The sequence below is a fragment of the Candidatus Cloacimonadota bacterium genome, assembly GCA_021734245.1.
Lineage (GTDB): Bacteria > Cloacimonadota > Cloacimonadia > Cloacimonadales > TCS61 > B137-G9.
This window is the reverse complement of record JAIPJH010000017.1, coordinates 16271-39696: the sequence shown is the minus strand read 5'-3', so window position 1 is coordinate 39696 and position 23426 is coordinate 16271. Positions and strand designations below refer to the sequence as shown.

Genomic DNA, 23426 nt, shown 5'->3' with positions numbered 1-23426 from the left:
GCCTTTACTAACAATAGTCTCAAGTTCTTCATGTTCTGCCTTGCTTAGCGTCACTCTGTACTTTATCATAATCACCTCACTTTTGTGAGACAATTATTCTCATCCCTTGCGACTTGTCAAGCTTGACATGACACTAGTTTTATTTGATCACGGAATACGTGCTCAAGTTCAAGTTTTTGAATGTCAATTTTAACTTAAAACCTTTTGAACTTTCTATTTCCAATTTTCCCTTTAGTTGCCGAACCTGCAAGTTAATAAGATTAAAACCGAAACTGTCCGGATTCGAAATATTAATTTTTTTATCTAAACCAATTCCGTTATCGAAATATTCCAATATGTTTTTTTCATCTATGGAATAGAATTTGATGATGATTTTGGGCTCTTTATTATCTTTGAAACCATGAATAATGGAATTTGATATTAACTCGTTTATAATCATTCCCAGTGGAGTAGCATAATTTATATTAATTTCTTTTATCTCTACTTCATTTATGAATTTAATTCTAATAGCGGAATTTGGAATCATGGATAATTGATTTGTATAAATAGAATTAATAAAGCTAAATAAGTCTATTATGTGTTTGTCTTCTGGAAGGACTAAATCTTGCATCAGTACGATAACATAAATCAAGCTCTTAAATTTCTTTAGCAGAAGATTTGGATTTTCCTTGGTGTAATTTGAAAGCAATCCGGCAATACTATAAATTAGTTGAAGATTGTTTTTTACTCGATGCTCTAGTTCATGAAGAAGTATTAGATTATTCTTGAGCATTCTTTTTCTGTTATCTTCGTCTAATTTTCTTTCGGTGATATCTCTGAAAATACCCAAAATTGAAATTACTTTTCCGTCGCTATTTGTAATTGGAGTTGCTGTTAAAATTAAATATCTTTCGTCGTTCTTTTGTCTTTTTATTGTTAATTCGGTGGATAATATTTTATTATCAGAAAAATCTAAGATTTTATCCTGAATTTTTGTTTTCTCTTCCAAGCTTATGAATTCATTTAAATTTCTTCCATTCAAATTCATGGATTTCATACCAAAAATATTTTCAGCAGCAGGATTTGCCGATAAAAATTCTTCATCTGAAGAAATAATTGCAACTCCTTCTCCCAGGTTTTGAAAAAGGTTTTCAAAAGTATATCTGAGATTCAACATCTCAGATTGAAGCTGATCTTTTTCACTACCAATGTTTTTCAGAACCAATCTTGAATTGTTAAGTTCTTTTGTTTTCTCAGCAACTTCACGTTCAAGTTTACTACTGTATTTTCTCTTATCATAATAAATGACTATTGCGAAGATCAAAGTGACCAAAGCTAAGATCAATCCATACATCAAAGATGAACTTATTTTTTTAGTTTTTAAGACTTCCTGATTTAAGTTTGTATTAGTTTTTTTTAATATTTGATTCTCCTGTTCTATCGTTGTGATTTCAAGGTTGAATTGTTCGTTAACCATCTTAGTTTGAAGATCTTGATCATATAGAACTTTATATAAACTAAGATAATCTTTGTAATGTGCTAAAGATCTTTCAAAATTGTTTGTTTCTTCAAATAATTTAGCCATTTTTTCATGAACATATTTCTGCAAAACAAGGTCATTCATCTTAGTTGCATCGTTCAAAGCTAATTTATAGTATCGTTCAGATTCATCGAAATTTTCCAAATCTAAATAATTGTCTGCAATATTTCTGTATGAACTGGCTACTAAAATTGTAAGATTAAGTGATTTTCTATTTTCCAGAGAGATTAGATTGTATTCTAAAGCCTTTTGAAAATCACCTGTTAAAAAATATATTCTGGCTAAATCGTTATATATATTACCCATTCTATGGAGTTTGTTTTCAATTTTGAATAATTGCAAAGCTTGTTCACAATATTCAAGTGCTTTATCAAAATTTTCCTGAATAATGTAGACTACTCCAATATGATTTAAAGCTCTTGCTCTGCTGTAAACATCTTCCTGTGTAGTTATATCAAGTAAGATAAAGAAATATTCTAAAGCCTTGTTTAGTTCTCCATTTTCTTGATAATCCATGCCAATGGAGGTTATTTCTTGATATTGATAACCAATATTACTTTTCAGGATATATTCAGATTTATGCTTGTTATTCTGAAAAAACTCTAAGGATAGTTTATGATATTCAAGAGCTTTTTCATAATTTCTGATTTTAAAAAAAATATCACCAAAATATTTGTATGCTAAACCAACAAATTCATTACTCTTCTCGAAATTTACTTTTAGAAGATAAGAACTTTTTTCAAAAGCTGTTGTTAAATCATTGTAAACAATAGAGTTGAAAATATAGCGTTCTAAAGTTTTTGAGATCAAAAAATTGTTTTTGATTTCTTCAGATTTCTTTAAAGCTTTATTGCCAATTTCATTACTTCTAGAATAATTACCAAGTCTTGTATAGGATGCTGATAGTGAGATAAGAGCTTCTATTTGTAGTGAGTCTGAATGGATAGTTTTTGCTAAATTGAATATCTGATTTCCAATTTCTATGGCTTTTTGAGGATCAATTTCCCTTGTAGTTTCAGCATCTTCCAATAATATCTCAATCCTTTCAAAATCAGTTATTAATTCAGGTTCAATGTATGATGATTCTACTTGAACGCTAGAAAGTAACGGGATGAGATAAATTAAAATCAAACAAGTATAAAATATTTTTCTATAGCTTACATTATCAATTATTCTCATTTCTACTCTTTCACAAAAATTTCCTAATCAAATAGAAAATTTTATACCTGCAGGTGTCAATTAGTTTTAGACAAAGTTTTCTAATAAAAAAAACAGCCCCGAAGTTTCAAGGCTGTTTTCTTATAAACTATTTTGATGTAAAACTAATCAAATGCTTTGTCAGTTGTCCATACTTCCCAAACTTTTCCCACCAGATCAGGGCCGGGTTTTAAGGTCATTTTTCCGGGTTTCCAACCGGAAGGAGTAGCTTCTGTACCTTTGGATTTTCTCACCAGTTGAAAAGCTTGAATCTGGCGAAAAGTTTCATTCACGTTTCTGCCGACAGGCGGAGTAAGCACTTCAAAACCCTGAACAACTCCATCAGGATCAATGATAAAACGACCACGTGTTTCAACTCCACCTATTTCATCATAAATACCATAGATAGTTCCAACTTTACCTCCTGCGTCACTCAACATTGGGTAAGGAACCCCACCATCTACCATTTTGGAAAGTTCAGTTTCGTTCCACATTTTATGAACAAAAACGCTATCTACACTCATAGATAGAACTTCTACTCCCAATTTTTGAAATTCCGGATATTTATCAGCAACTGCTGAAACTTCGGTAGCTCAGACGAAAGTAAAATCACCAGGATAAAAACAAAGTACAACCCATTTTCCAAGATAATCCGATAATTTGATATTAATAAATTTTCCATCCTGATACGCCGGCGCTGTAAAATCCGGTGCTTTTTGTCCAACCTTGATCATATTTCCCCCTTCATCTTTCTTCTTAGTTTTTTCTTTGATTTCATCAGCTTTCTTTTCTCCAATAGGTCCTCCAGTTGGTCGTGCACATCCTATTTTCATTTCTTCAGCCATAGGCTTCTCCTTCAAATATTTTTTCTAACTCTCATTTCAGAAAAATTATGAAAGCAGTCAATTAATAAATTTGTGTAAGTTGTTGCAAAATATGTATATTAAACAGTTGTGATATTTGTTATTAGGAAAGGATGATAAGTATAAATAAAAAAAATGGTGGCAGGACCCAGACTTGAACTGGGGACACAAGGCTTTTCAGGCCTCTGCTCTACCAACTGAGCTATCCCGCCACAAAATCAGAATAACATTAAATCCTGATTTGATAGAAAGGACAGAACAAAATCGGGGTTATTAGTGTCAATAAAAAAGTGATATTGTATGATAAAATTATTTCAATTCTTCAAAAGCAACTACACAGTTTTTGTGATTCTTCTTTCCATAATGTAATGCTTTATCCGCATTCTTCAAACATGTTTCCATATCTTCTGTAGAAGCGTAAGAACTAATTCCGATGGTTGCTGTGGATTTAACTGTATATCTACCGTAAATCATCTCGAAATTCTTGATCTCTCTGCGAATTTTTTCTGCTGCTACTTTGGCTCCGGCTAAGTCGGTATCAGGAAGCAAGATCAAGAAACTTCCTCCAGTCCAACGAGCGATATGATCTTGACTACGCAATCTTTTTCGAACCAGTTCTGCGATCGATCTCAATAACAGATCACCGCAATCTGTAGTGAAACGATCGTTTATTGATTGCAAATTATCTATATCGCAAAGTGCTAAAACAAAAGTTTTCTTGTTTCTTTTGAAACGAACAACCTCATAATTTATCTTTTCAAGTATATCCTGTTTGGTCAAGAGTTTGGTGAGTGCATCTGTTTTAGATAGTTTTCTAATTTGATCATTGACTTCCTTCAGTTGCTTATTTTGGTCTTCAATAATTTTATATGAACGAGATTTAAGACGATATTGAGCATATCCATAAAATGCTAATACTGCAAGAATAACAAATCCTACTACAAAGATGATCAAATATATCTGCTGACGCTTTACCATGAAATTCTGCAGGTCTGCGGTTTTTTGTAATAAATTTATTTCTGTTTCTTTCTTTTCGGTTTCATAGCGAATTTTCATTTCAGTAATATTTCGATTGTTCTGCTCGGTGAAAAGAGCATCTTTCATGTCTACGTACATTTTGAAGCTATTATAGGCTTGTTCAAATTCGTTTCTGCTGGCGTGTATTCTTGCCAGAAGGTTATAACAATTCTTTTGGATGTTTAATTCATTTCCCATAATGGCATAGCTAAGCGCACTATCCAAGTAATTCTGTGCAGATGAATAATTATTCTGTTGGTAATACAATAGACCAATATGGTAGTAAGAAGAAGCCATTCCATGTGAATCGTTTAAATTCTTCATGATCTGAAGTGACATTTCAAAATTCTGCATAGCCTGGTTAAAGCTGTTTAACCCTTGATATGCCATTCCAATATTATTCAAGGTGATTGCTTTTCCATATTCATTTTCCAATTCTTCTTTTAAAGTCAGGGATCTTTGATAATATGACAGAGCTTGACTAAAATTTTCTAATGAAAGCAGAATATTTCCAAGATTGTTTAATGTTTTGCTGGCAGCATCAAGATCATCGATCTCATAATTTATTTGAAGAGCATGATTGTAATATTCCAAAGATTCGGCATATTTTTTCAAATTCTGATAGACGATCCCAATATTATTGAGCGATTGAGCGATACCCTGCTTATTTTGCAGTTTCTCATCGATCCTTAAGGATTCAAAATGAAATTCTAATGCTTTTTCGTATGTTCCCAATTTATTGTGTATCGTTCCAAGATGATTGGAAATATCAGAAAGCCCGGATTCATCATTTGTGCTTTTGTAGATCTTTAAAGCACTGTTGAAGTAGTCTAATGCTTTGGAATAATCGTTCAAATTTACATATCCCAAACCAACGTCTTTCAAGAGTTCAGCTTTTTCATTTTCTGGAAGGCTGTTATAATTAAAACTGAGAGTATCAAGATCAAATTGGGCAGAAACCAATTTGAAAATGATCATAAAAAGTACCAATAACAACTTTCTAGAAATTTTCATATTCACCAAATAAATATTTTTTTTATCCAATTAAGTTTTTTACATTTTTTGTGCAAGAATTTAATTCATTGCGTAAAATTTTCACAAATCAAATTCATTATACAATCGTATCATACCACCATCAAGCTTATAGATATTTTTTGCACCAAGGTCTTGCAACATTTCAGAAGTAATGTTTGCTTTGGCATTTCCATCACAATAAATTAGATATGTTTTTGATATGTCTAAATTTTCAAGATTATCATCAAAATCATCTGCATGATAATCTAAATGTACTGCATTCTGTATGTGTTTTTTTTGGAAAGCAGCTTTACTTCTAAGATCTAAAATGATAAAATCTTTATTTGAGATATTGTTATCAATTAAATCTTTAGTTTCTCTGGGTGACAGATTTATGATTTCACTCATAAAAACTTCCAAACTATTTTGTTTGTAGTTCTTCTATCTGCTGTTTCAATTCGGCAATTTCTTTATTTTTTTGTTTGTTAAGATCTCTGCGAAGGCGTTCCTGTCTGCCGATTTCCAGTGTAGCTCCCAGGAGAATAGTTATCCAGGATACGATGATACTCCAGAAAACGATTCCATGTTCTTTGTAGAAATAAACACCGAACAGCATAAATATCGAAATAGCTCCCAGCACGGTTAACAACATTGTAACAGTGTACCAAGGTAATTCCTTCTTACCGGTTTGAACTTCTTTTGAATCCATTATCCCCTCCTTAATTTAAAATTTCTATTGATATACCACCAGTAGGTCCATAAATTTTAAGTAGTACTTTAACAGGATTAATATTATCTTTTCCAATTTCGATTCCCGTTCCCTCGATGTTTAAAAGAATATCTTCGTAAGATCTTAACCACATTTCATATATGCCGTTATTTGTTATAAAGGTGTTTTCAGTTGTATGTTGGCGAAATCCAGCGTGTGTTAACCATAAATTTAATCTTGCCTTTTGATATTCGTCGTCAATTTTTGGAACCCATTTACCACCGCCACCTCCAATATAAACCGGTGATTTGAAATATTCAAGAGCGCTTTTTGCCATTTTGTTTAGATCGGTTATCATGGCTTCACGATTATCGTGTACAATATCTTGTTGAATTAACCATGTAATTCCTACAATAGCCACAACGAGAATGATAACAGCTATACAAACCAGCAAAAATTGTTTCATTTTTTTGTTATTCCACTATTTAATTAAGTACCGTAAATTCAATTTGACCTGTTGCTCCGGTCAATTTCATTCTGGCTTTTACTGGATTTTCTCCATCTCTTCCAATTTCAGTTCCCGTTCCCTCGATTTTCAGAACATCATCTGTATAAGAATTTATCCACATCAAAAATGTTCCATTATCAGTGATGAAAGTATCACCGGAATTATGTTCTTCATAACCGGCATAATTGAGCCATAAACCGCAACGATTTCCCTGATAAACTCCATTCACCTTTGGAACCCAGAGTCTGCCGCCTCCACCTACATTGAGAGGAGCTTTGTAATAGGCATTTGCATGAGCAGCCATTTGCTGTAAATCCGAAAGGATAGCTTTTCTGTTTTCCGAAACTAAATTCTGCTTAAATAAACCGATTGCTCCAGCTGTGGAAACAGCAATAATAATAGCTCCAAGAACTAGAAGCAGAATTTGTTGAGAACCCATTTATTTTACTCCCAATACCAATCTGGAAAATCTGCAGGATCCCAGCCATAGTAATAATCAGGATCGTATTCAAATCTTTCAGCACAGAAATAGCGATAATAGCCTTCTTCATTATTCATAAGGTCTCGAATTTCTGCAGCTCTATCGTAACTTTCTTTTAAATTTCTTCCGTAAAAAGTTGCATAAACTTCATCTGTATCGCTATCTACAAGATCATAAAATCCCTGATCATCAAAACTATATCGATGAATATGATTGTTATAAACATAATAGGGATAACCATTATAGAAAAAAAATCCGTTATCATGTATAAAATAATATCTTATCCACATTCCACGATAAAGAAAAACAGGATGAATAGTGTAGTGATATTCCACCGAAGAATTATAGTGAATTTCCTGCTGTTGAGGAATTTTAATCAAAGGTTTGTGATGATGTTTTTTAAATTTTAGAGGTTTCATTTCGGAATCTGCATTAGGATGTTTCCATTGTTTTGTTTGTTTTATCTGATCTACATTTACAGGTTTCTTGTATCTTTTTTCCTCGGTTTTGATCTGATTGCCTTTTTTGCTTTGTTGCCAGAAGACTTTTTCATCATCGTCCTGCTTTGTCTTTTGATAACTTGTTTGTTTTGAATCTTTTTCTTTTCCTGGTTGGTTATTTTTTACCTTTTTCTTTTCTTCGTTGATTTCTTGTTTTTGCTCAGTTTTCTTTACTTTTTCTTCGCTGTTTTCATTTTTTTCTTTCAATTTGGTTTGACCAAACAAGCATAAACTCAACAGTAACATAACCAATAAAATAATTCGTTTCATTTTACACCTCACTTTATCAAGTATTCATAAAAATAAAAAATCAACTAACAAATTATATTATTCCCAAAAAAAATGTCAATATTACTTTGAATATTGAAGAATAGACCAATTCGAATCAACTTCATTTTCTATAATATTTTTGTTGGAAACATATTCCAATAAGATTTCCGGAATCGTTTTTTCCGAAGTAGAAATAATATTATTTTGATCAGCTCCAATATTCTTTAGATGTCCACCACCTCCTGAAGCTCGATAATTGTTCATAGCAACTTTATATTTTTTCTCTGGAACAAGATCTTTATCATTTGCAGTTAATTGAAGTTTGATTATCCGCTTTCCAACAGGTTTTGAAACATCAATTTCGTAGTTCAAACCTTCAGCTACATCATAATTATAACCTTTCATTTCAGGATTAATCTGAATTTGATCATCTTGCCAAAGAAAATAATTGGTACAATATTCCAGATATTGCTTAATTTGCTTTCCTGTTAATTCTACAACACACAATTTATTTTTATATTTGTAAAGACTTAAAATATCCTTGTAATTTATTATTCCAGGTGCAAAAACTAATGATGCATCAAAGCAAGAAGTAAACGAAATATCACAATCTGCAAACTGCATTTGAGCATGGTTAATCATTTCTAAGACAGCACTGTCTTGCCTGCGAGAATAAACGGTCGTAAGTGTATCTTGAATAATTCCCACAGTTTGATTCATAAATTCAATCTTTTCCTGATGATAATCCTGAAATACTTGGAATTCTGGTGCAGGAACTTCATTTTTTATATTTTCATTCCAGGCAGATTTTTCGATAATTTGGAATGTATCATCAGTTTTTTGGAAAACTAATTTTACCACTCCCAATGACTTCGCATGATTTCCAGAAATAATCTGTACAGGTTCAGAAGTTGTAATAATTGTATCATTTATTGCTGGAATAGTACTATGAATATGTCCTCCAAACATCACATCAAATTGGTTGGCAAAGTCTGGCAGTGCTTCCAATTCTTCTAAACCAAAATGAAATGATCCGATAAGAATATCGACTTGAGATCGTAATTCAGGTAAAAATTCCTCTAATGTAGTTTCAATGTCCATCCAACAAATTTCAGGTTTATCATCTTGCTTTAATCTTTTTAATGATGGAGTTGAAATCCCCAATATTCCGACTTTTATATTGTTTATTTCTTTGATAAAATAGGGTAAAAAATAAGTCTGCCATGGAGTAATAACGGAATTTGCAGCCAACCAGGGAAATCCAGATTCATCTCTGCCTGTCCCATAAATTTCTCTGCCAGTTTCTATATCATGATTTCCAGGTGTAAAAGCATCGTAACCCATCATATTAAAAGCTTTTATGTAAGGATGAATTATATCAGGATTTTCAGCCAGATATTTATGATCAAAAAAAGAGCCTTCAAATAAATCTCCAGAATCCAACAAAATAATATCTGGATGAGATCGGCGATATTTTTTTACAAGCGTATGAATTTTTGCCAAACCATAATCAGCTGGTTCATCCAGATAATAATCATATGGGAAAATTTGACCGTGAATATCGGTGGTATTTAGAACGAAAAGAGTATCAATTAGAGAAAAAAGAAAAAATGGAAATATCAATATGAAAAAAATAAGATTTTTCTTCATACCAATTTATTTATTTGAGTCTCAATTTTATTGAAGAGCTTCGACCAGGTCCAGCGTCCAACCGTTTTTTCGATAAGGTTTCTGGGTGCTATCTGATGTTCTGCAATATGATAGATTTGGGTTTCGATAGCTGTTTTCAGCAGTGCTTCAAATTTTGCAAGATCGGTTTTATAGGGCTCATCGATGGATTTCATACGAGGTAGAGTAACAAAACTGACGTAAGGACTTTCACAATATTCTTCTCCCAAAAATTCGCGCAATCCCGGCAGGTCGTTAACAACCACATTCATTCCACAGGCAATTGCCTCAATGAGAACTAAGGGCAAGCCTTCGTAAAAGGAAGGCAGAATAAAAAGATCACTTTTCCTGAATATTTTTGCCAGAGTAGTTTGTGGTAAGGCTCCACTGAAAATTATCGAATGGAAGGTTTCAGCACTTTTTTCCAGAAGTTCTACCGTATTATGTTTACCGGAAGAACCAATAAAATTCATCAAAATATTTTCAATTTTTATTTTATGGAGTGCATTCATCAAAGAAAAAACACCCTTGGTTCGGGAAAGTTTTCCAGCATAAACCATTCTCACAGTTTCGGGTTTCAGTTTTCTGTTTAAATAAAAAATATCGGAATCGTAACCTGTACCTGTTATTACAAATTTTTCTTCGGGAAGGCTATATTTTTCTTTCAGTTTTTGTTTTTGGATTTCATTCAGGCATAAAATAAGGTCGATTTTATCACATCCTGATCTTACGTATTTTCCCATTTCCTCAGCAAATTCCATCTGTCGCAAACCGGTACCGTGTGTTATTGCTATTACTGGAATTTGTGGAAATCGCTCTTTTACGAAAACACTTAGCATCCAGAGATGATGTGACAAGATTACATCAGGTTTCAAATTATTTACAGCTCTTTCAATTTGCCTGCCAAATGCCTTTTTCCAGCACGAAATCATCTCATCGTTCATATCGCAATAACGTGTGCTTTCATAAGGCATTATATTGCTCATTCCAACTACCGAAAAGGGCAATTCTTCGGTTTCGAAAAGTACGGGAAAAACTTTTACATTTTGCGGGAAATCGAAAGATTCATCTTTATGAATTCCCATTACGACTGCTTGCTCGTAATTTTTTTTTGCTGCTTCATTTACAACTGATTGCAGATAGATTCCGCTACCGGTCATTCCAGGTTTTTGAGCTAATACATGTAGTATTTTCATTGCTTGAACATTCCTGTTATTTCATAAAAATTATCTACAACAATATCAGCCCTGGAGAGATTCATTTTTCCAGAGTTGGGATTGTTGAAACCAATACAGTACATGCCGGCAGATTTTGCCGCCGTAACTCCATTTTCCGAATCCTCGACAACCAGACATTTATCAGGAGGAATATTCAGTAAATAAGCTGTATGCAAAAAAATATCTGGAGCTGGTTTACTGTTTTCGACCTGTTCACCACTAATTATCTCATCAAAAAACTCATGAATTCCCAATTTCTTTAAAATCGTTTTTACTATTTGTAAATTGGTAGAGGAAGCAACAGCAGTTTTAAGTTTATTTTTCTTACATATTTCTAAGAATTCCAAAAGATTTGGCATGGAATTTAAATCATTCAAATCTTTGATGAAATCCAATATTTTTTGGTTATTCATAGTAATTAGTTTGGGAATATCATAAGGAATTTCACGTTTACTTTTTATCATCTTCCACATATTTTCCAGCCCCAATCCAATGAATTCATCATATTCCTTATCGGAAACTGAAAAGCCCAATTCAGCAAAAAAATTATCCTGAATTTTTCTATAGATCGGTTCACTATCAAGCAGAACGCCATCCATATCGAATATTACTGCTGCAAAACTTCTTTTAAGATTTTCTTTCATTGAAAACACAATCAGAAATTTATTGTGGCCATATCTCCACCATTTTCCTGGCTGATATTTTTAAATTTTGATACTTTATCTAAAATTTCTTCGATTGTGATGCCTTCACTAACTATAGTAGCTCCTATTGAAAAACTCATTTCTTTGTTTTTTTGGACACCTGGAATTCCTTTCTTTTTAATAGTTTTTCTAAGTCGTTCTGTCAGCATTTTCAAGTTTTCTTCTTTCAAATTCACCATCAAAATCATGAATTGATTTGTCTGCCAGCGAGAGAGCATATCGAAAGGACGAAGATCTGCTTTCAAAATTTTGCTTATCGTCAATATTAATTCATCGGTTTTTTCGGGACCAAATTTCCTTTTATATTCTACGAAGTCATCGACTTCCAATAAGAAAAGGCCGAATTTCCAACCATAACGACGGAATTCTTGAATCTTTGATTTTATTTTCAATTTCATGTTGTATTTTGTAGGAAGTCTGGTCATTTTATCATAATACAGCGCATAAGATTCGTCTTCTTCATCGCTTTTTTTGCTCAGATAATAATCATTATTCGTAAAGATCTGAGTAGCCCCGATAATATTCCCTTTTGTATCGTACATGGGAGAAACTCGCACAGAAACATGTATTCGATGCCCTTTTTTGTGTTTAAGATAAGCTTCAGTTTTACAGTAAGTACCAGTCAGCAAGGTTTGCAAAACCAGACAACCGGTTTCACAAAGAGGATGATTATCAAGATCGGTATGAGCTAAGAAACGCTCACCACAATATGTTCCGATTACTTCTTCACTTTTGTATCCGGTAATATTTTCTGCTCCTTTGCTCCAATACTTGATCTTACGATTTAGATCGACGTAATACACACCTTCATAAAGATTATCCAAAAGATTTTGATAATTACGATCTTTCAAACTGATCCTCCCAGAAAATTAGTTAAAAATCTCAATATTCAATTTTGCGCGATATTGCGATAGCCAATCGTGATATCTTTTATCAATGTATTTACTTTTAAACTTCTCTTTGTTCTCCACAAAGTCAGTATTATCAGGCTTTTCGTAACGTTCAATATAATAGAAAAGAAGTTGATTTTCACTAATTGCAATCACGGGACTGCAATAATTTTCTTCCCGATTAATAATATCTGTCATGATATCTTTGCTGAAGTTTACACCTGGAATCGTGCTGGATAAGTTCAAATTACGAGCTCTTTTCCACCCTCCAAAAAACAGCATTAGATCATCAGGATTTTCTCCCTTCATTATTGAATCTCTGAGAACGTTTACAAATTCCTTTGCGTTTTCAAAGCGGCTGTTTGCGGCAATAACGCTTTCTATAGCCGGAAGAGATTCTTCAAATGTTTGTTGAGAAGCTGAATGTTTTTTCAGAACAAAAATAACTGCAAAACCATTCTCAGTTTCGATAATGCTGCTGAATTTTTCATTTCTCCAAACCCGCATCAGATCACGCTTGTATTCTTGTAAAGAACCAAGAATTTCAAAATCATCGTTTGCATTTTGGTATTCTGTTTCAAAGATATCCTTATCTTCTAAATACTTGAAAAGATGTGAATAATAGCTGGTTGAATCGAAGATCGTTTTGGCTTTCATATAGGCAATTTGTTCTGCATAGACTTGTTTCAGCTCTTCTGCAATTTCTGGTTTTATCTCTTCAAAAGGAATAATGCCAGCACCAAATTCTTTGATCTTGTTCAAAATGAACCAGCCGTGATCGAAATGAACTGGTTGATAGATACTGCCTTCCAGCATGCGTGATAAAGATTCGCGTAGAACTCGCGGCAAATCGTCGTATTGAACCGGATCATCAAGAATGATATTTTCATTTTTTTCAGAATTTATTTTTTTAATTCGATAAGGTTCGGCAAAACTGAATTTTAGCAAAGAAAATGGGTATCCCTGCAGTAGATAATCATTGATCTTATCTGCCATATTTTCATCTTTCACATAAATAAAATCAAATTTTACTGATCTTTTGCGATAGTAGGAATCGATATCCTTCTGATAAACTTCCATCAATTCGTCTTCAGATATTTCAATATTCAAAGTATCGGCGATCGTTGAAATATCAAAATGCACTCCACCCAACTTCAAGCTGTCTGGACTCATGAAATCTTTTTTGTGTTCGTTGTAATATTCTCTAAATTCTGTAGTATCTGTTTTAGAGATGGCAATGAAATTAGGCATCTGATCTCGAATGTCCTCGTAGCGAGGAATATAGCTGGGAAAATAAGAAAGAACCTGGAAAAATACCAAACCTTCTGTAGTTGGAAGAAAACCGTAGGTGCTATTATTTTTCACCATATTTGAAATCACATTTTCCACAATGTTTTTGTTTTCAAACGTTTCCAGATACAATATTCTGGTGTTCACTGCCAGTCCGTTTTTTTCTAAAACATCCTGAACTATATAGGGATCGTTGATGTTTTCCTGGATAGAACTTCTTACATTTTCCACGAATTCCTGCTTTGTAATTGATGAAAATCTGGGTGGCTCTGAGATATTGACAATATTTACAACTGCAACATCCAAAGTAAATTTATCGATATTATTGTCAAAAAATTCCCGGTAATCGGAAAATGATCGTTTCTTTTGTTCCAGGAAATCCTTCCAAACTAAATTTGCCACTTCCGTTTCGTTGGGGTTTTTTACTGTTTTGATATTCTTTACTCTAAAACCTATGAAAGCTTTTCCAATATCAATAGGTTCAGAAAATTCTCCTTTTCGCATTTGGAAGGCTTGCTTAATAATTTCATTTGGAATGTTTCCTATCTTCTCATCGATTTCAAGATATGGACTTTCTAAAATAGGGATTAAAATTTCTACGTCATTCGACCATTGAAATAACAATTGTCTGGTGCTATTCAATGCTCTTTCGGTTGCTTCTTCCAAAGTAAAAACGGAACGTAATTTTTCGATATCTTCCAAAGTGAGGGTAGAATCCATTTCCGAAAGTTTTTTCAGGCGTTCTTGAACTGTGATCTCAACAGAATCTTTGTAATCGTCTTTGAATATGAGAAAAAATTCCAGCTTAACTTTTTTTGTTTCAGCATATTTAGAACGGTTTCGAATATAATATCTTTCCGCTTCCTGCAGGGAAATATTATCTGTTACATTTGCATCTTCCACATCGATAATCGCGTATCCCAGATCAATGATGATCTTTTCCATCAAAAACTGATGCAGCAGTTGTTCATCGGCTATATTATAACTATTTCTGATGAGAGTTCTGGTTTTATTTACCAGAATTTCTTTTTCCATTTCGGCTTTTATGCTTTGTCCATTTGCTGTTTCCAGGAATGCTCTATATTTTGCCACACTGAATTGCCCATTGGTTTGAAAGCGGGGAAGATCCCCAAGTTCCCGCATGAAAAATGCTTCCAGTTCTACATCATCAACTTCGATATTATTTTCTTCCGCATAATTTATCAAAATATATTTTTCGATCAAATTATCCAATGCCATCTGACGTACTTGTTTGTAGGTAAGGTCATCTACATCGGCAAAAGTATTCATCTCTTCCGAAAGTTCTTGCTGAGATATCTGATAAGTTCCTACTTCTGCAATAATTTGTGAAGAAAGTGTTAGGCTGGAAATTAGTAATATTATACTTAAAATAATTTTCATTTTATATCCACTAATAATTTTTTTACGTAAAATAAAATGAATGTTATTTAAATCAAGTATATTTTTTTAAGAATTACTTTAACTGGTGTGATTTTTCTTATTAAATGCGATGATTTTTTTTTGATAAAATTTTGCTTTATCCAGCAATTCAGCTTCGTCGAGGGTTGTTAGTTTTCTATTCTTCATAACAATTTTCCCATTGATAATCACGTCTTTGATGCTTTCGGATGTGAATGTATAAACGAGATGAGAAAATGGATTGTACATAGGTTGGGCTTCCAGGCTGTTTGTTTCTATCAAAAGCAGATCAGCTTTCTTGCCGATCTCGATTGATCCGATCTCTTTGTCTTTCAAAAGTGCTTTTGTTCCACCCAGAGTTGCTATTTCGATCATCTGTTTGGCTGGAAGAATTGTCGGATCGTTATTCAATGCTTTCTGCAGTTTGGAAGTTAAACTGATCTCTTCCAATAAGCTCAGATTATTATTGCTGGCTACGCCATCAGTTCCAATGCTTAAGTTTATTCCTTTTTTTAGATAAGATGCAAACGAATCAAAACCGGAAGCGAGCTTAAGATTGCTGCTGGTATTTATTGCTATTGATGCTCCATGTTTTGCCAGAATGTTATGTTCGTTTTCATCCAGCCAAATGGCATGAGCAGTTAAAACCGGACTGCGGAAAAATCCAATTGAATCAAGATATTCCACAGGTCGCTTACCAGTTTTCTGAATGCAATCTTCCACTTCCTGGTGAGTCTCGGAAATGTGAATATGAAGTGTAACACCCAATTTTTCTGCAAGTTCTGCTGATTTTATCAGGTTTTCTTTGCTGACTGTGTAAATTGCATGTGGAGCAACTGCCACATCGATCAGTTCTGAATCTTTATATTTGGAATGCATCATTTTTGTGTAGGAAAAAATTTCATCGGCAGTTGAACAATTTGCTACTGAAGTATCCAGAACAACTTCGCCCAATACTGCTCTGATACCAACTTTCTCGGCAGATTCGGCAACTTCATTGCCAAAAAAATACATGTCATTGAAAGTTGTGATGCCATTTTTGATCATTTCGGCACATCCGTGTAAAGCGGCATCTTTCATAAACTCTTTTTTCAGGAAATGACTTTCGGCCGGCCAGATGTGATTGGAAAGCCAATCCATTAATGGCAGATCATCTGCCATTCCTTTAAAATAGATCATTCCGGCATGAGTGTGTGTGTTTACAAAACCAGGCATTACGATTTTATCTTCAGCATCAATAGTCTGGCTGGGAGCGTATTTCTTTTCTAATTTATCAATTTTATCGATTTCGATGATCTTTCCTGAATTCACAGCGATACTGCTGATTTCAGGGTTTTTGTCGTAAGTTAAGATCAATCCGTTTTTTATTAATAGATCTATCTTTTTCAAAAGTTTTTTCCTTTTTCCAATTTTATTATTTTTTGATCACCAATTCACCAGTGACCAATTTACCAATGACCAATTTACCAATGACCAATTCACCAATGACCAGTTCACCAATGACCAGTTCAACCATTGCGAAGGTCTGCGACCATCCGCAAGGTTTTCATTAACAAATTTCCCACATCCTGCATATTTCTTCCCACAGCTATAAAACCGTGGTTCTTCATCATTATCAGGTTGTTTCTGTCAATTATTTCTATTACCGACTCGACTAATTCCATGGTTCCGTAAGGTTTTTCTTCTTTAGTTGCGGGAATTTTGAGCTGTTCTACATTTTGCAGCAATTCGGCTGAATGACCATGAAAAATTGCTTTCACATCCTTTCGTTTATTATAAATCACCGCATGTAACATCGTTTCAGAAGATGGTTCGCGAGTTCCAATTACTTTTATGTTTTGATTCTCAAAATCACAATCAATGATTTCCACGAAACAATCATTTGCAAGATCACATTTTAAACCAATCCTGGAACCGGTTATTATGAAAGTATTATTATCTGTTCCAAAACTCAGATTTCCAAAAGAACCACCAGGATAAGGTGGGGCCAATTTCTTTTCATGGAAAATCTTACACCATTTTTTCAGTTCATCGATATTTTTGTGGTTCGGTGGAGTTTTTTGAATGAATATTGTATGGAATTTAACGCCCTGGTAAATCCTTTCTTGAGAGGAGTGCGACTTTAGTCTTAGAGCGTGAGATTCCCCTCTTGAGAGGGGTGCGACTTTAGTCGTGGGGTGTGTTTCAATCCAATCTTTTAAATATTCTATTACATTTACCAAATTTTGTTTTATTTCTTCATCAGAAAAATGGATTACAGTTAAACCAATCTTGTTTAAATAATCATCTCTTTTTTGATCATATTCCAACTTTCCAGCATGAGATATTCCATCGACTTCAATAACGAGTTTTGATTTGGGGCAGTAAAAATCTACAATATAATTTCCAATAGGTTTTTGACGATGAAAATCAACTCCAAGCTTATTTTTATTGATCTCATGCCAAAGAAGAACTTCCGATAAAGTACTGTTTTTTCGTAATTCTTTTGCTAGTTCTTTTAGTTTTGGGTTGTATTTTAGAACATCATGCATTTTACACACCCCGTCTTCCTTTGGAATCCACCCCTCTCAAGAGGGGATTTTACACACCCCGACCAGACAAGCTGGTGACCCCTCTCAAGAGGGGATTTTCGATATGTTCTCTGGTTTCACAATTCCTTTTTCTGTTATAATTCCTGTGATATATTTTGCAGGAGTTACGTCGAAAGCAGGATTGTAAGCTTGTGAACCTGGAGAACAAACTAGGATTTTGCGTATTTGACCTTTTTGATCCAAACCTTTTTGATAAAGAACTTCTTCCTGGGAACGTTCCTCAATTGGTATATCTTTTCCGGTTGGGCATTCAATATCAAAAGTGGAAGAAGGAGCAGCAACAAAAAAAGGAATGCTGAATTCTCTGGCACAAATAGCTTTTTCCAGAGTTCCGATCTTGTTTGCTACATCACCATTGGCAGCAATTCTATCCGCTCCTACGATCACCAGATCGATCTTGCTTTGCTGCATCAGATGAGCAGCAGCATTATCAGGAACTATTACGTGTGGAATATTTTCATTTTTCAGTTCCCAGGCAGTTAAACGGGCTCCCTGACTGCGTGGACGAGTTTCATCCACATATACAAAAATATTTTTACCTGATCGATGAGCAGAATAAATAGGGGAGAGAGCAGTTCCGAAATCCGTGAAAGCCAGCCAACCAGCGTTGCAGTGAGTTAATATTCTGAAATCATCTTTGATCAGTTCATTGCCGAATTTTCCAATTTTACGGGAATCTTCAGCATCTTTGTCGGCGACAGCCTGCGCCTTCTTTACAGCTATTTTTTGTAGATGTTCCAATTCCCCTCTCGAGAGGGGTGCTCCGGTGGCAACCGGAGTGGGGTGTGTAGATTTTCTGGCAGCATCAAAAACTTGATTTGTGGCGTGAAATAAATTCTGGGCAGTTGGTCTGGTTTTTTCTATCTCTAATTTTGCCTTTTCCACAAATTCCCAGAAACCATCTTCCGGCGCTTGCAGAAAAGCTTGAGCCATGGCAAAACCTGCAGCAGAACCTATTGCTCCGGCTCCACGGACTAACATATCTTTTATTGCCAAACAGGTTTGCTTATAACAATTTGATTCGAAAATGTCAAAATTGAAAGGTAACAGATTTTGTTCGATCAGGAATACAGATTTGTCTTCCATCCAAACTGTGCGGTAGTTTTTGCCGTTAACTATCATTAATACATCATGTTAGGATATTTGTCAAAAGGTGTTTTCTTGATTGTTTTACGAGAAGCTTTTGAAACTAATTCAAACCAAGGACTTTCATCTTCAGATGTTATTGCTGCAATAGAAGAAGATTCTCCAAAAAGAACAATTTGTTTATTATTATTGTCCCAAATTAGATATTTGAATTTTGCATTAATAGTTGGAGGAAAATTTCCTCCACCACTCCAACTTCCACCTGAATATACACCAGATGAACTGGAACCTTCTTTTGAGTGTATCTCAAAATCTTGAATGATCATTACAAAATCGTAAGTGGAGTTTGATTTAACTGTCGAACCATTAATAGGAGTAAGCATTTCAAACTCATCTTTAGCTTTATACGATCTATTTTCAAAATCACTTTTATCAATATCAACAATTTCTACTGTCTTGAAGGTGGAAGTGTTCATGAAATTATCATTGAAAGTAAACATTACATAATCTATTACATTTTTTTTAACGTCTCCGTTTTGAAAAAACTTCAAATAGCTTTCATCTACATCTAATTTGATGTCGAATTGAGATATTGCTAGAGATTTGTTTTCAATAACAGTATTACGGTAGGGTTCACTGATGTTGTTAAAATGTGAACATGAAATAATAACTAGAATTGTAGCAAACAAAATAATTTTTTTCATAATTAGTCTCCTTTTTTTAAAAATTTTATCATCCAAAAATGTGAAATTTCACCAAACAAAACATCGCCATCTTTGTAGACTTTGTAACCTTGTCTTTCATAAAGTGGAACAGCTTTTTCACGAGCTTTCAAAATAATTTCTTTGGCTCCTTCAGCAATCAAATGTTTTTCCAGTTCTTTTAGAATTTGAGTTCCAATTCCGCTATTTCTGATGCTTTCTGCTACAGCCATGTATCTTATCTGTGCCTGAGAAATTGAATTGAAATGTCCTCGACCGCAACCAACAATTTTATTGGTCAGAATTGCCATCAGGTGAATTGCACCTCTTTCTTTATCATCCTTTTCAGTTCCGAGTGGTTGGTTCCAGGGTTTACGCAGGATTTTCCAGCGCAGATTATAATATGATTCAAATTCTTTTGTACTGCGTGGTTCGACGATTTTGATATTATACATTATTTTTCACCAACTAAATTGTAATTTCTTTAAATATCATTTTCATATTGTAATGTTTCAATCGTATCCAAAATACTGTCGTATAAATCCGTAAGAACTGTTAAATCATCCTGGTCAGCAAATTTTTCAGCAGCGAATCTGTTAATTAAATCGTGAACAATTCGATCTAACTCGATTAACGGCATTATTATTTTCATTTTTTCTTCGTATGACAAATGAAATGCCTCATCAAGATTTCTGATAAAGAAGATTATTTCTTCTTCCAAATCTACAATTAACCTTAAATATTCGATCGATGTTTCACTCTTATCAAATTCAGCAACATCTTTAATAGCCTTCTCTTGAAGTTTATTATAGGCTTTTTCAAAATTTCGTGTTTGCTGTACATTGGCAATACGATCCGCGATATCTAAAATATCTTCAAATATGTAATCTTCATCAATTTCTTTATCTTCAATTATGAAATATATAAACAATAAATAAACAAAATTGGAAGAAAAAGACAATCCTAATTCGCGAAATATACCATCAATATCTTTGGCTTTTCCTGGTACAATATTTCTTTCGATCTCTTTATTGATATTTATTTGTTTGTTGTCTGTATTGAAATAAGTAATACTTTCAGATGTGTAAACCTGCAATTGTTTGTTATCATTATAGATAGCTGCAAAAGGTGAGCCAGGATCGGATATGTTTTCTTTGGCAAAATGAAAATATGCGCTTAAAAGAGTTTCATCAACTGAGTAAAAATTTGTATCATATTCTACCAGATTAATCACGCTTTCGATAAGTAACTGGTCTTTTCTTTTATTTGTAAAATGTCTTTTCAAATAGTCGGAATCATCTATTGGTTCAATCACGAACTTCCGCCGGGAATAATCTAAAAAAGAAACTTCAAAATAGCGATATTTTGAACTGAATGGTGATATGTCGAGATAACTCAGGTTTACCCAGAGATATACGTTTTCATCTTTACCGTAATCCGGCAGTAACAGATACCAATCTAAAAATCGGACATATTTCAGAGCTTGTTTCATATCGATTTTCTGCTTTTGTAAGGTTAATTTTTTTCCATTCTTATCTCTGAAATCCAAATCCAATGAATTGAAAAAGATGGGATTGATAAAAGGCATCAAACGATGACCGATAAACAGCTTGCGCATTTGCTGTTCTTCATCGGTTATTTGAATTGTAACTTTAGCATTCTTTGCTAAATTTTCTCTCAGAATAAGATCATTATTATTCTGTAATGAAATTGCGATATCTCCAGTTTTGAGCAAATTTTTATTTATTTCCAATACCAATCTACTATCATTCAGTACCGTGCCGGTTTTTGTTCTTACTTTACTAATGAAATCTTCTAATGTACTTATTTCTTTTGCTTTGATAAGTTCATCTACAGCTTTTTCTATGGTCATTTTCATAATAAATTTTACCTCATCATTTTTTTCTCAAAGACAGAGCTTTGAGTTTTTTGTACTGCAAACATCCTTGTTTGCAACTCTCAAAGACAGAGCTTTGAGTTTTTTGTACTGCAAACATCCTTGTTTGCAACTCTCAAAGACGGAGCTTTGAGTTTTTTGTACTGCAAACATCCTTGTTTGCAACTCTCAAAGACAGAGCTTTGAGTTTTTTGTACTGCAAACATCTTTGTTTGCGATTCTCAAAGACAGAGCTTTGAGTTTTTTTGTACTGCAAACATCCTTGTTTGCAACTCTCAAAGACAGAGCTTTGAGTTTTTTGTACTGCAAACATCCTTGTTTGCGATTCTCAAAGACAGAGCTTTGAGTTTTTTGTACTGCAAACATCCTTGTTTGCGATTCTCAAAGACAGAGCTTTGAGTTACATTAATACCTCAACATATCCAGAAAACTCTCAATTCTCAACTTTGTTCTGGCATCCAGCTTTCCCGGCTGGTCACCTTCAATCGTCAGCACCGGAATGTCCACATATTTTTTGATCAGGATGTTGTCGATCTGGCGATGACAGAAAGATTGCGAATAGCTGATCACAGCATCCAGGTTGCGTTTTATAATTTCGGATTTTATGTCTTCTAATCGATCGAAAATAGAATATGGATAAGTATATTTTAAATATTGATCAACAATATCTTTCTCCAAATAGGGCATGGAAAATTGACGCTGGATTTCGTTGAAAACCACACTCACATTTTGCTCCAAAAAAAAGTCATAAAGATCTTCAATGATAGGCGGAACACCCAGAAAACCAAACCTGAAATCTGATTTTATTGGATTTCTTCTTTCTGCTTCCTGCAGGAATGCATCGAGCCGGTTTTCATAATTGTCAGGATCGCTGTTGAAATCAGAGGAATTTACCAGCCACAGATGATTTTCCAATCCTGTGATTTTGTTATCTTTCCAGGTAAGTTCATCCAATCTGATCAGTTTTCTGCGGATTTGATCGAGACGTTTTTTCATTTCCAGAACCTGCTGGTGGGTCACGCCGAAATGAGATTCCAGTTTGGCAATTTCCTGCTCCAGTTTAGTGCGATCTCTATCATGCGGAAAGGAAAAAGGAATGACTTCCACATTTTTATCCTGCAATGTTGCCATCAGCGAATGTGTATTTGAGCAATCACCTTCCACCACGCCGATCACAGCATCGATATCGGACTGCAGAACTACGCTGTACATTCCCTTTATCCAACTGCAGATATTGCGTGGATAGCCTTCAAACTCTGCATCTTCCACAAATTTCGATGCATTTCCTGTTACGAAAATGTTATTCAGATCTATTGGAGTGTGACCGGCAGCAAATATTATTTCTACCGGGAAGGATGTTGTGAAGCCGATTTTCATAATAGTTCCTTGTCATTGGTCATTGGTGAATTGGTCACTGGTGAACTGGTCATTGGTGAATTGGTCACTGGTGAATTGGTCATTGGTGAACTGGTCATTGGTGAATTATTTTTTGATCGAAGCACGAGATTTAATAGAGTTGATATAATTATTTAACTGCTTAGCAATTATTATGATTTCTGAATTAATTTCATCAGCAAGTTTTGATGAGATTAATTTTCGCTGAAAAGCTTTTCTTAACCAATCTTTGGTTTCTTCTACAGATCCTCTTGCAAAGTAACAGAAATTTAGATTCTCTTTGAAATGATACCTGCCGAAACCTTCAGCAATATTAGCAGAAAAGGAATCAGCTGATTTTACAAGTTGGATTCCAACAGTTTGTTGTGCAAAATAATCGAATTGTTTGCAAAAAGTCCAAATCTGGTTTGAAAAATCCAATGCTTCAGTGTAAACATTTAATTCCATAATATCCTTCATCGTTTCCCCTCCTATAAAAAAATTACAAATG

Annotated in this window: 22 protein-coding genes and 1 tRNA gene; all 23 read right to left on the bottom strand. The window is 33.9% G+C overall.

What is annotated here, in order from left to right:
* Positions 1–139: 139 nt before the first annotated feature.
* The 23 genes from K9N40_04450 to K9N40_04340 all read right to left on the bottom strand — a co-directional run bounded on the left by K9N40_04450 (position 140) and on the right by K9N40_04340 (position 23395).
* Positions 140–2698 carry a tetratricopeptide repeat protein gene (locus tag K9N40_04450; protein MCF7813710.1) on the bottom strand — a complete coding sequence of 853 codons (2559 nt, stop codon included), beginning with the start codon at positions 2696–2698 and terminating at the stop codon, positions 140–142.
* A 143-nt stretch (positions 2699–2841) separates the two neighbouring features.
* A complete protein-coding gene (locus K9N40_04445) occupies positions 2842–3240 on the bottom strand; it encodes a redoxin domain-containing protein (GenBank protein MCF7813709.1) in 399 nt (132 codons plus the stop codon).
* A gap of 69 nt (positions 3241–3309) precedes the next feature.
* On the bottom strand, positions 3310–3561 hold the full coding sequence (locus K9N40_04440) for a redoxin domain-containing protein (protein MCF7813708.1): 252 nt from the start codon (positions 3559–3561) through the stop codon (positions 3310–3312).
* Between the two features lie 154 nt (positions 3562–3715).
* Positions 3716–3791: transfer RNA gene (locus K9N40_04435), tRNA-Phe, on the bottom strand.
* Positions 3792–3888: 97 nt separating this feature from the next.
* Positions 3889–5610 carry a GGDEF domain-containing protein gene (locus K9N40_04430; protein MCF7813707.1) on the bottom strand — a complete coding sequence of 574 codons (1722 nt, stop codon included), beginning with the start codon at positions 5608–5610 and terminating at the stop codon, positions 3889–3891.
* Positions 5611–5691: 81 nt separating this feature from the next.
* On the bottom strand, positions 5692–6018 hold the full coding sequence (locus tag K9N40_04425; protein ID MCF7813706.1) for a rhodanese-like domain-containing protein: 327 nt from the start codon (positions 6016–6018) through the stop codon (positions 5692–5694).
* A 13-nt stretch (positions 6019–6031) separates the two neighbouring features.
* Positions 6032–6319 carry a hypothetical protein gene (locus K9N40_04420; GenBank protein ID MCF7813705.1) on the bottom strand — a complete coding sequence of 96 codons (288 nt, stop codon included), beginning with the start codon at positions 6317–6319 and terminating at the stop codon, positions 6032–6034.
* Positions 6320–6329: 10 nt separating this feature from the next.
* Entirely contained in the window at positions 6330–6785 is a 456-nt protein-coding gene (locus K9N40_04415) for a hypothetical protein (protein ID MCF7813704.1), read from the bottom strand.
* A 19-nt stretch (positions 6786–6804) separates the two neighbouring features.
* On the bottom strand, positions 6805–7266 hold the full coding sequence (locus K9N40_04410; protein ID MCF7813703.1) for a hypothetical protein: 462 nt from the start codon (positions 7264–7266) through the stop codon (positions 6805–6807).
* 5 nt (positions 7267–7271) lie between these two features.
* Positions 7272–8078: a hypothetical protein gene (locus tag K9N40_04405; GenBank protein MCF7813702.1), complete on the bottom strand. Its 807-nt coding sequence runs from the start codon at positions 8076–8078 to the stop codon at positions 7272–7274.
* Between the two features lie 81 nt (positions 8079–8159).
* Positions 8160–9728 carry a 5'-nucleotidase C-terminal domain-containing protein gene (locus tag K9N40_04400; protein MCF7813701.1) on the bottom strand — a complete coding sequence of 523 codons (1569 nt, stop codon included), beginning with the start codon at positions 9726–9728 and terminating at the stop codon, positions 8160–8162.
* The gene (locus K9N40_04395) at positions 9725–10942 is read right to left on the bottom strand and encodes a glycosyltransferase family 4 protein (protein MCF7813700.1); all 1218 of its coding nucleotides are present in this window, start codon (positions 10940–10942) and stop codon (positions 9725–9727) included. The genes K9N40_04400 and K9N40_04395 overlap by 4 nt, the downstream gene beginning before the upstream one ends.
* Complete coding sequence (locus K9N40_04390; protein ID MCF7813699.1) at positions 10939–11607, bottom strand: HAD family phosphatase; 669 nt, start codon at positions 11605–11607, stop codon at positions 10939–10941. The genes K9N40_04395 and K9N40_04390 overlap by 4 nt, the downstream gene beginning before the upstream one ends.
* Before the next feature lie 11 nt (positions 11608–11618).
* Positions 11619–12518 (bottom strand): GGDEF domain-containing protein, encoded by a 900-nt coding sequence (locus K9N40_04385; GenBank protein MCF7813698.1) that lies wholly within the window; start codon positions 12516–12518, stop codon positions 11619–11621.
* A gap of 18 nt (positions 12519–12536) precedes the next feature.
* A complete protein-coding gene (locus K9N40_04380; protein MCF7813697.1) occupies positions 12537–15248 on the bottom strand; it encodes a peptidylprolyl isomerase in 2712 nt (903 codons plus the stop codon).
* Between the two features lie 78 nt (positions 15249–15326).
* Positions 15327–16655, bottom strand: a complete 1329-nt coding sequence (locus K9N40_04375; GenBank protein MCF7813696.1) for an amidohydrolase family protein — start codon at positions 16653–16655, stop codon at positions 15327–15329.
* 119 nt (positions 16656–16774) lie between these two features.
* Positions 16775–17797 (bottom strand): DUF559 domain-containing protein, encoded by a 1023-nt coding sequence (locus K9N40_04370; protein MCF7813695.1) that lies wholly within the window; start codon positions 17795–17797, stop codon positions 16775–16777.
* An 84-nt stretch (positions 17798–17881) separates the two neighbouring features.
* Positions 17882–18979: an S-methyl-5-thioribose-1-phosphate isomerase gene (gene mtnA / locus K9N40_04365; GenBank protein MCF7813694.1), complete on the bottom strand. Its 1098-nt coding sequence runs from the start codon at positions 18977–18979 to the stop codon at positions 17882–17884.
* Positions 18979–19647 carry a hypothetical protein gene (locus K9N40_04360; GenBank protein MCF7813693.1) on the bottom strand — a complete coding sequence of 223 codons (669 nt, stop codon included), beginning with the start codon at positions 19645–19647 and terminating at the stop codon, positions 18979–18981. The genes mtnA and K9N40_04360 overlap by 1 nt, the downstream gene beginning before the upstream one ends.
* Before the next feature lie 2 nt (positions 19648–19649).
* Entirely contained in the window at positions 19650–20099 is a 450-nt protein-coding gene (locus tag K9N40_04355) for a GNAT family N-acetyltransferase (GenBank protein ID MCF7813692.1), read from the bottom strand.
* Positions 20100–20128: 29 nt separating this feature from the next.
* Entirely contained in the window at positions 20129–21517 is a 1389-nt protein-coding gene (locus K9N40_04350) for a hypothetical protein (protein MCF7813691.1), read from the bottom strand.
* Between the two features lie 429 nt (positions 21518–21946).
* The gene (locus K9N40_04345) at positions 21947–22921 is read right to left on the bottom strand and encodes a 2-hydroxyacyl-CoA dehydratase (protein ID MCF7813690.1); all 975 of its coding nucleotides are present in this window, start codon (positions 22919–22921) and stop codon (positions 21947–21949) included.
* A gap of 102 nt (positions 22922–23023) precedes the next feature.
* On the bottom strand, positions 23024–23395 hold the full coding sequence (locus K9N40_04340) for a four helix bundle protein (protein MCF7813689.1): 372 nt from the start codon (positions 23393–23395) through the stop codon (positions 23024–23026).
* Positions 23396–23426 lie beyond the last annotated feature (31 nt).

Bases quoted from the DNA above. Each gene is read 5' to 3' on its own strand.
- K9N40_04450 (MCF7813710.1), bottom strand. From the start codon at position 2,698: ATGAGAATAATTGATAATGTAAGCTATAGAAAAATATTTTATACTTGT.
- K9N40_04445 (MCF7813709.1), bottom strand. From the start codon at position 3,240: ATGAGTGTAGATAGCGTTTTTGTTCATAAAATGTGGAACGAAACTGAA.
- K9N40_04440 (MCF7813708.1), bottom strand. From the start codon at position 3,561: ATGGCTGAAGAAATGAAAATAGGATGTGCACGACCAACTGGAGGACCT.
- K9N40_04430 (MCF7813707.1), bottom strand. From the start codon at position 5,610: ATGAAAATTTCTAGAAAGTTGTTATTGGTACTTTTTATGATCATTTTC.
- K9N40_04425 (MCF7813706.1), bottom strand. From the start codon at position 6,018: ATGAGTGAAATCATAAATCTGTCACCCAGAGAAACTAAAGATTTAATT.
- K9N40_04420 (MCF7813705.1), bottom strand. From the start codon at position 6,319: ATGGATTCAAAAGAAGTTCAAACCGGTAAGAAGGAATTACCTTGGTAC.
- K9N40_04415 (MCF7813704.1), bottom strand. From the start codon at position 6,785: ATGAAACAATTTTTGCTGGTTTGTATAGCTGTTATCATTCTCGTTGTG.
- K9N40_04410 (MCF7813703.1), bottom strand. From the start codon at position 7,266: ATGGGTTCTCAACAAATTCTGCTTCTAGTTCTTGGAGCTATTATTATT.
- K9N40_04405 (MCF7813702.1), bottom strand. From the start codon at position 8,078: ATGAAACGAATTATTTTATTGGTTATGTTACTGTTGAGTTTATGCTTG.
- K9N40_04400 (MCF7813701.1), bottom strand. From the start codon at position 9,728: ATGAAGAAAAATCTTATTTTTTTCATATTGATATTTCCATTTTTTCTT.
- K9N40_04395 (MCF7813700.1), bottom strand. From the start codon at position 10,942: ATGAAAATACTACATGTATTAGCTCAAAAACCTGGAATGACCGGTAGC.
- K9N40_04390 (MCF7813699.1), bottom strand. From the start codon at position 11,607: ATGAAAGAAAATCTTAAAAGAAGTTTTGCAGCAGTAATATTCGATATG.
- K9N40_04380 (MCF7813697.1), bottom strand. From the start codon at position 15,248: ATGAAAATTATTTTAAGTATAATATTACTAATTTCCAGCCTAACACTT.
- K9N40_04370 (MCF7813695.1), bottom strand. From the start codon at position 17,797: ATGCATGATGTTCTAAAATACAACCCAAAACTAAAAGAACTAGCAAAA.
- mtnA (MCF7813694.1), bottom strand. From the start codon at position 18,979: ATGATAGTTAACGGCAAAAACTACCGCACAGTTTGGATGGAAGACAAA.
- K9N40_04360 (MCF7813693.1), bottom strand. From the start codon at position 19,647: ATGAAAAAAATTATTTTGTTTGCTACAATTCTAGTTATTATTTCATGT.
- K9N40_04355 (MCF7813692.1), bottom strand. From the start codon at position 20,099: ATGTATAATATCAAAATCGTCGAACCACGCAGTACAAAAGAATTTGAA.
- K9N40_04350 (MCF7813691.1), bottom strand. From the start codon at position 21,517: ATGACCATAGAAAAAGCTGTAGATGAACTTATCAAAGCAAAAGAAATA.
- K9N40_04340 (MCF7813689.1), bottom strand. From the start codon at position 23,395: ATGAAGGATATTATGGAATTAAATGTTTACACTGAAGCATTGGATTTT.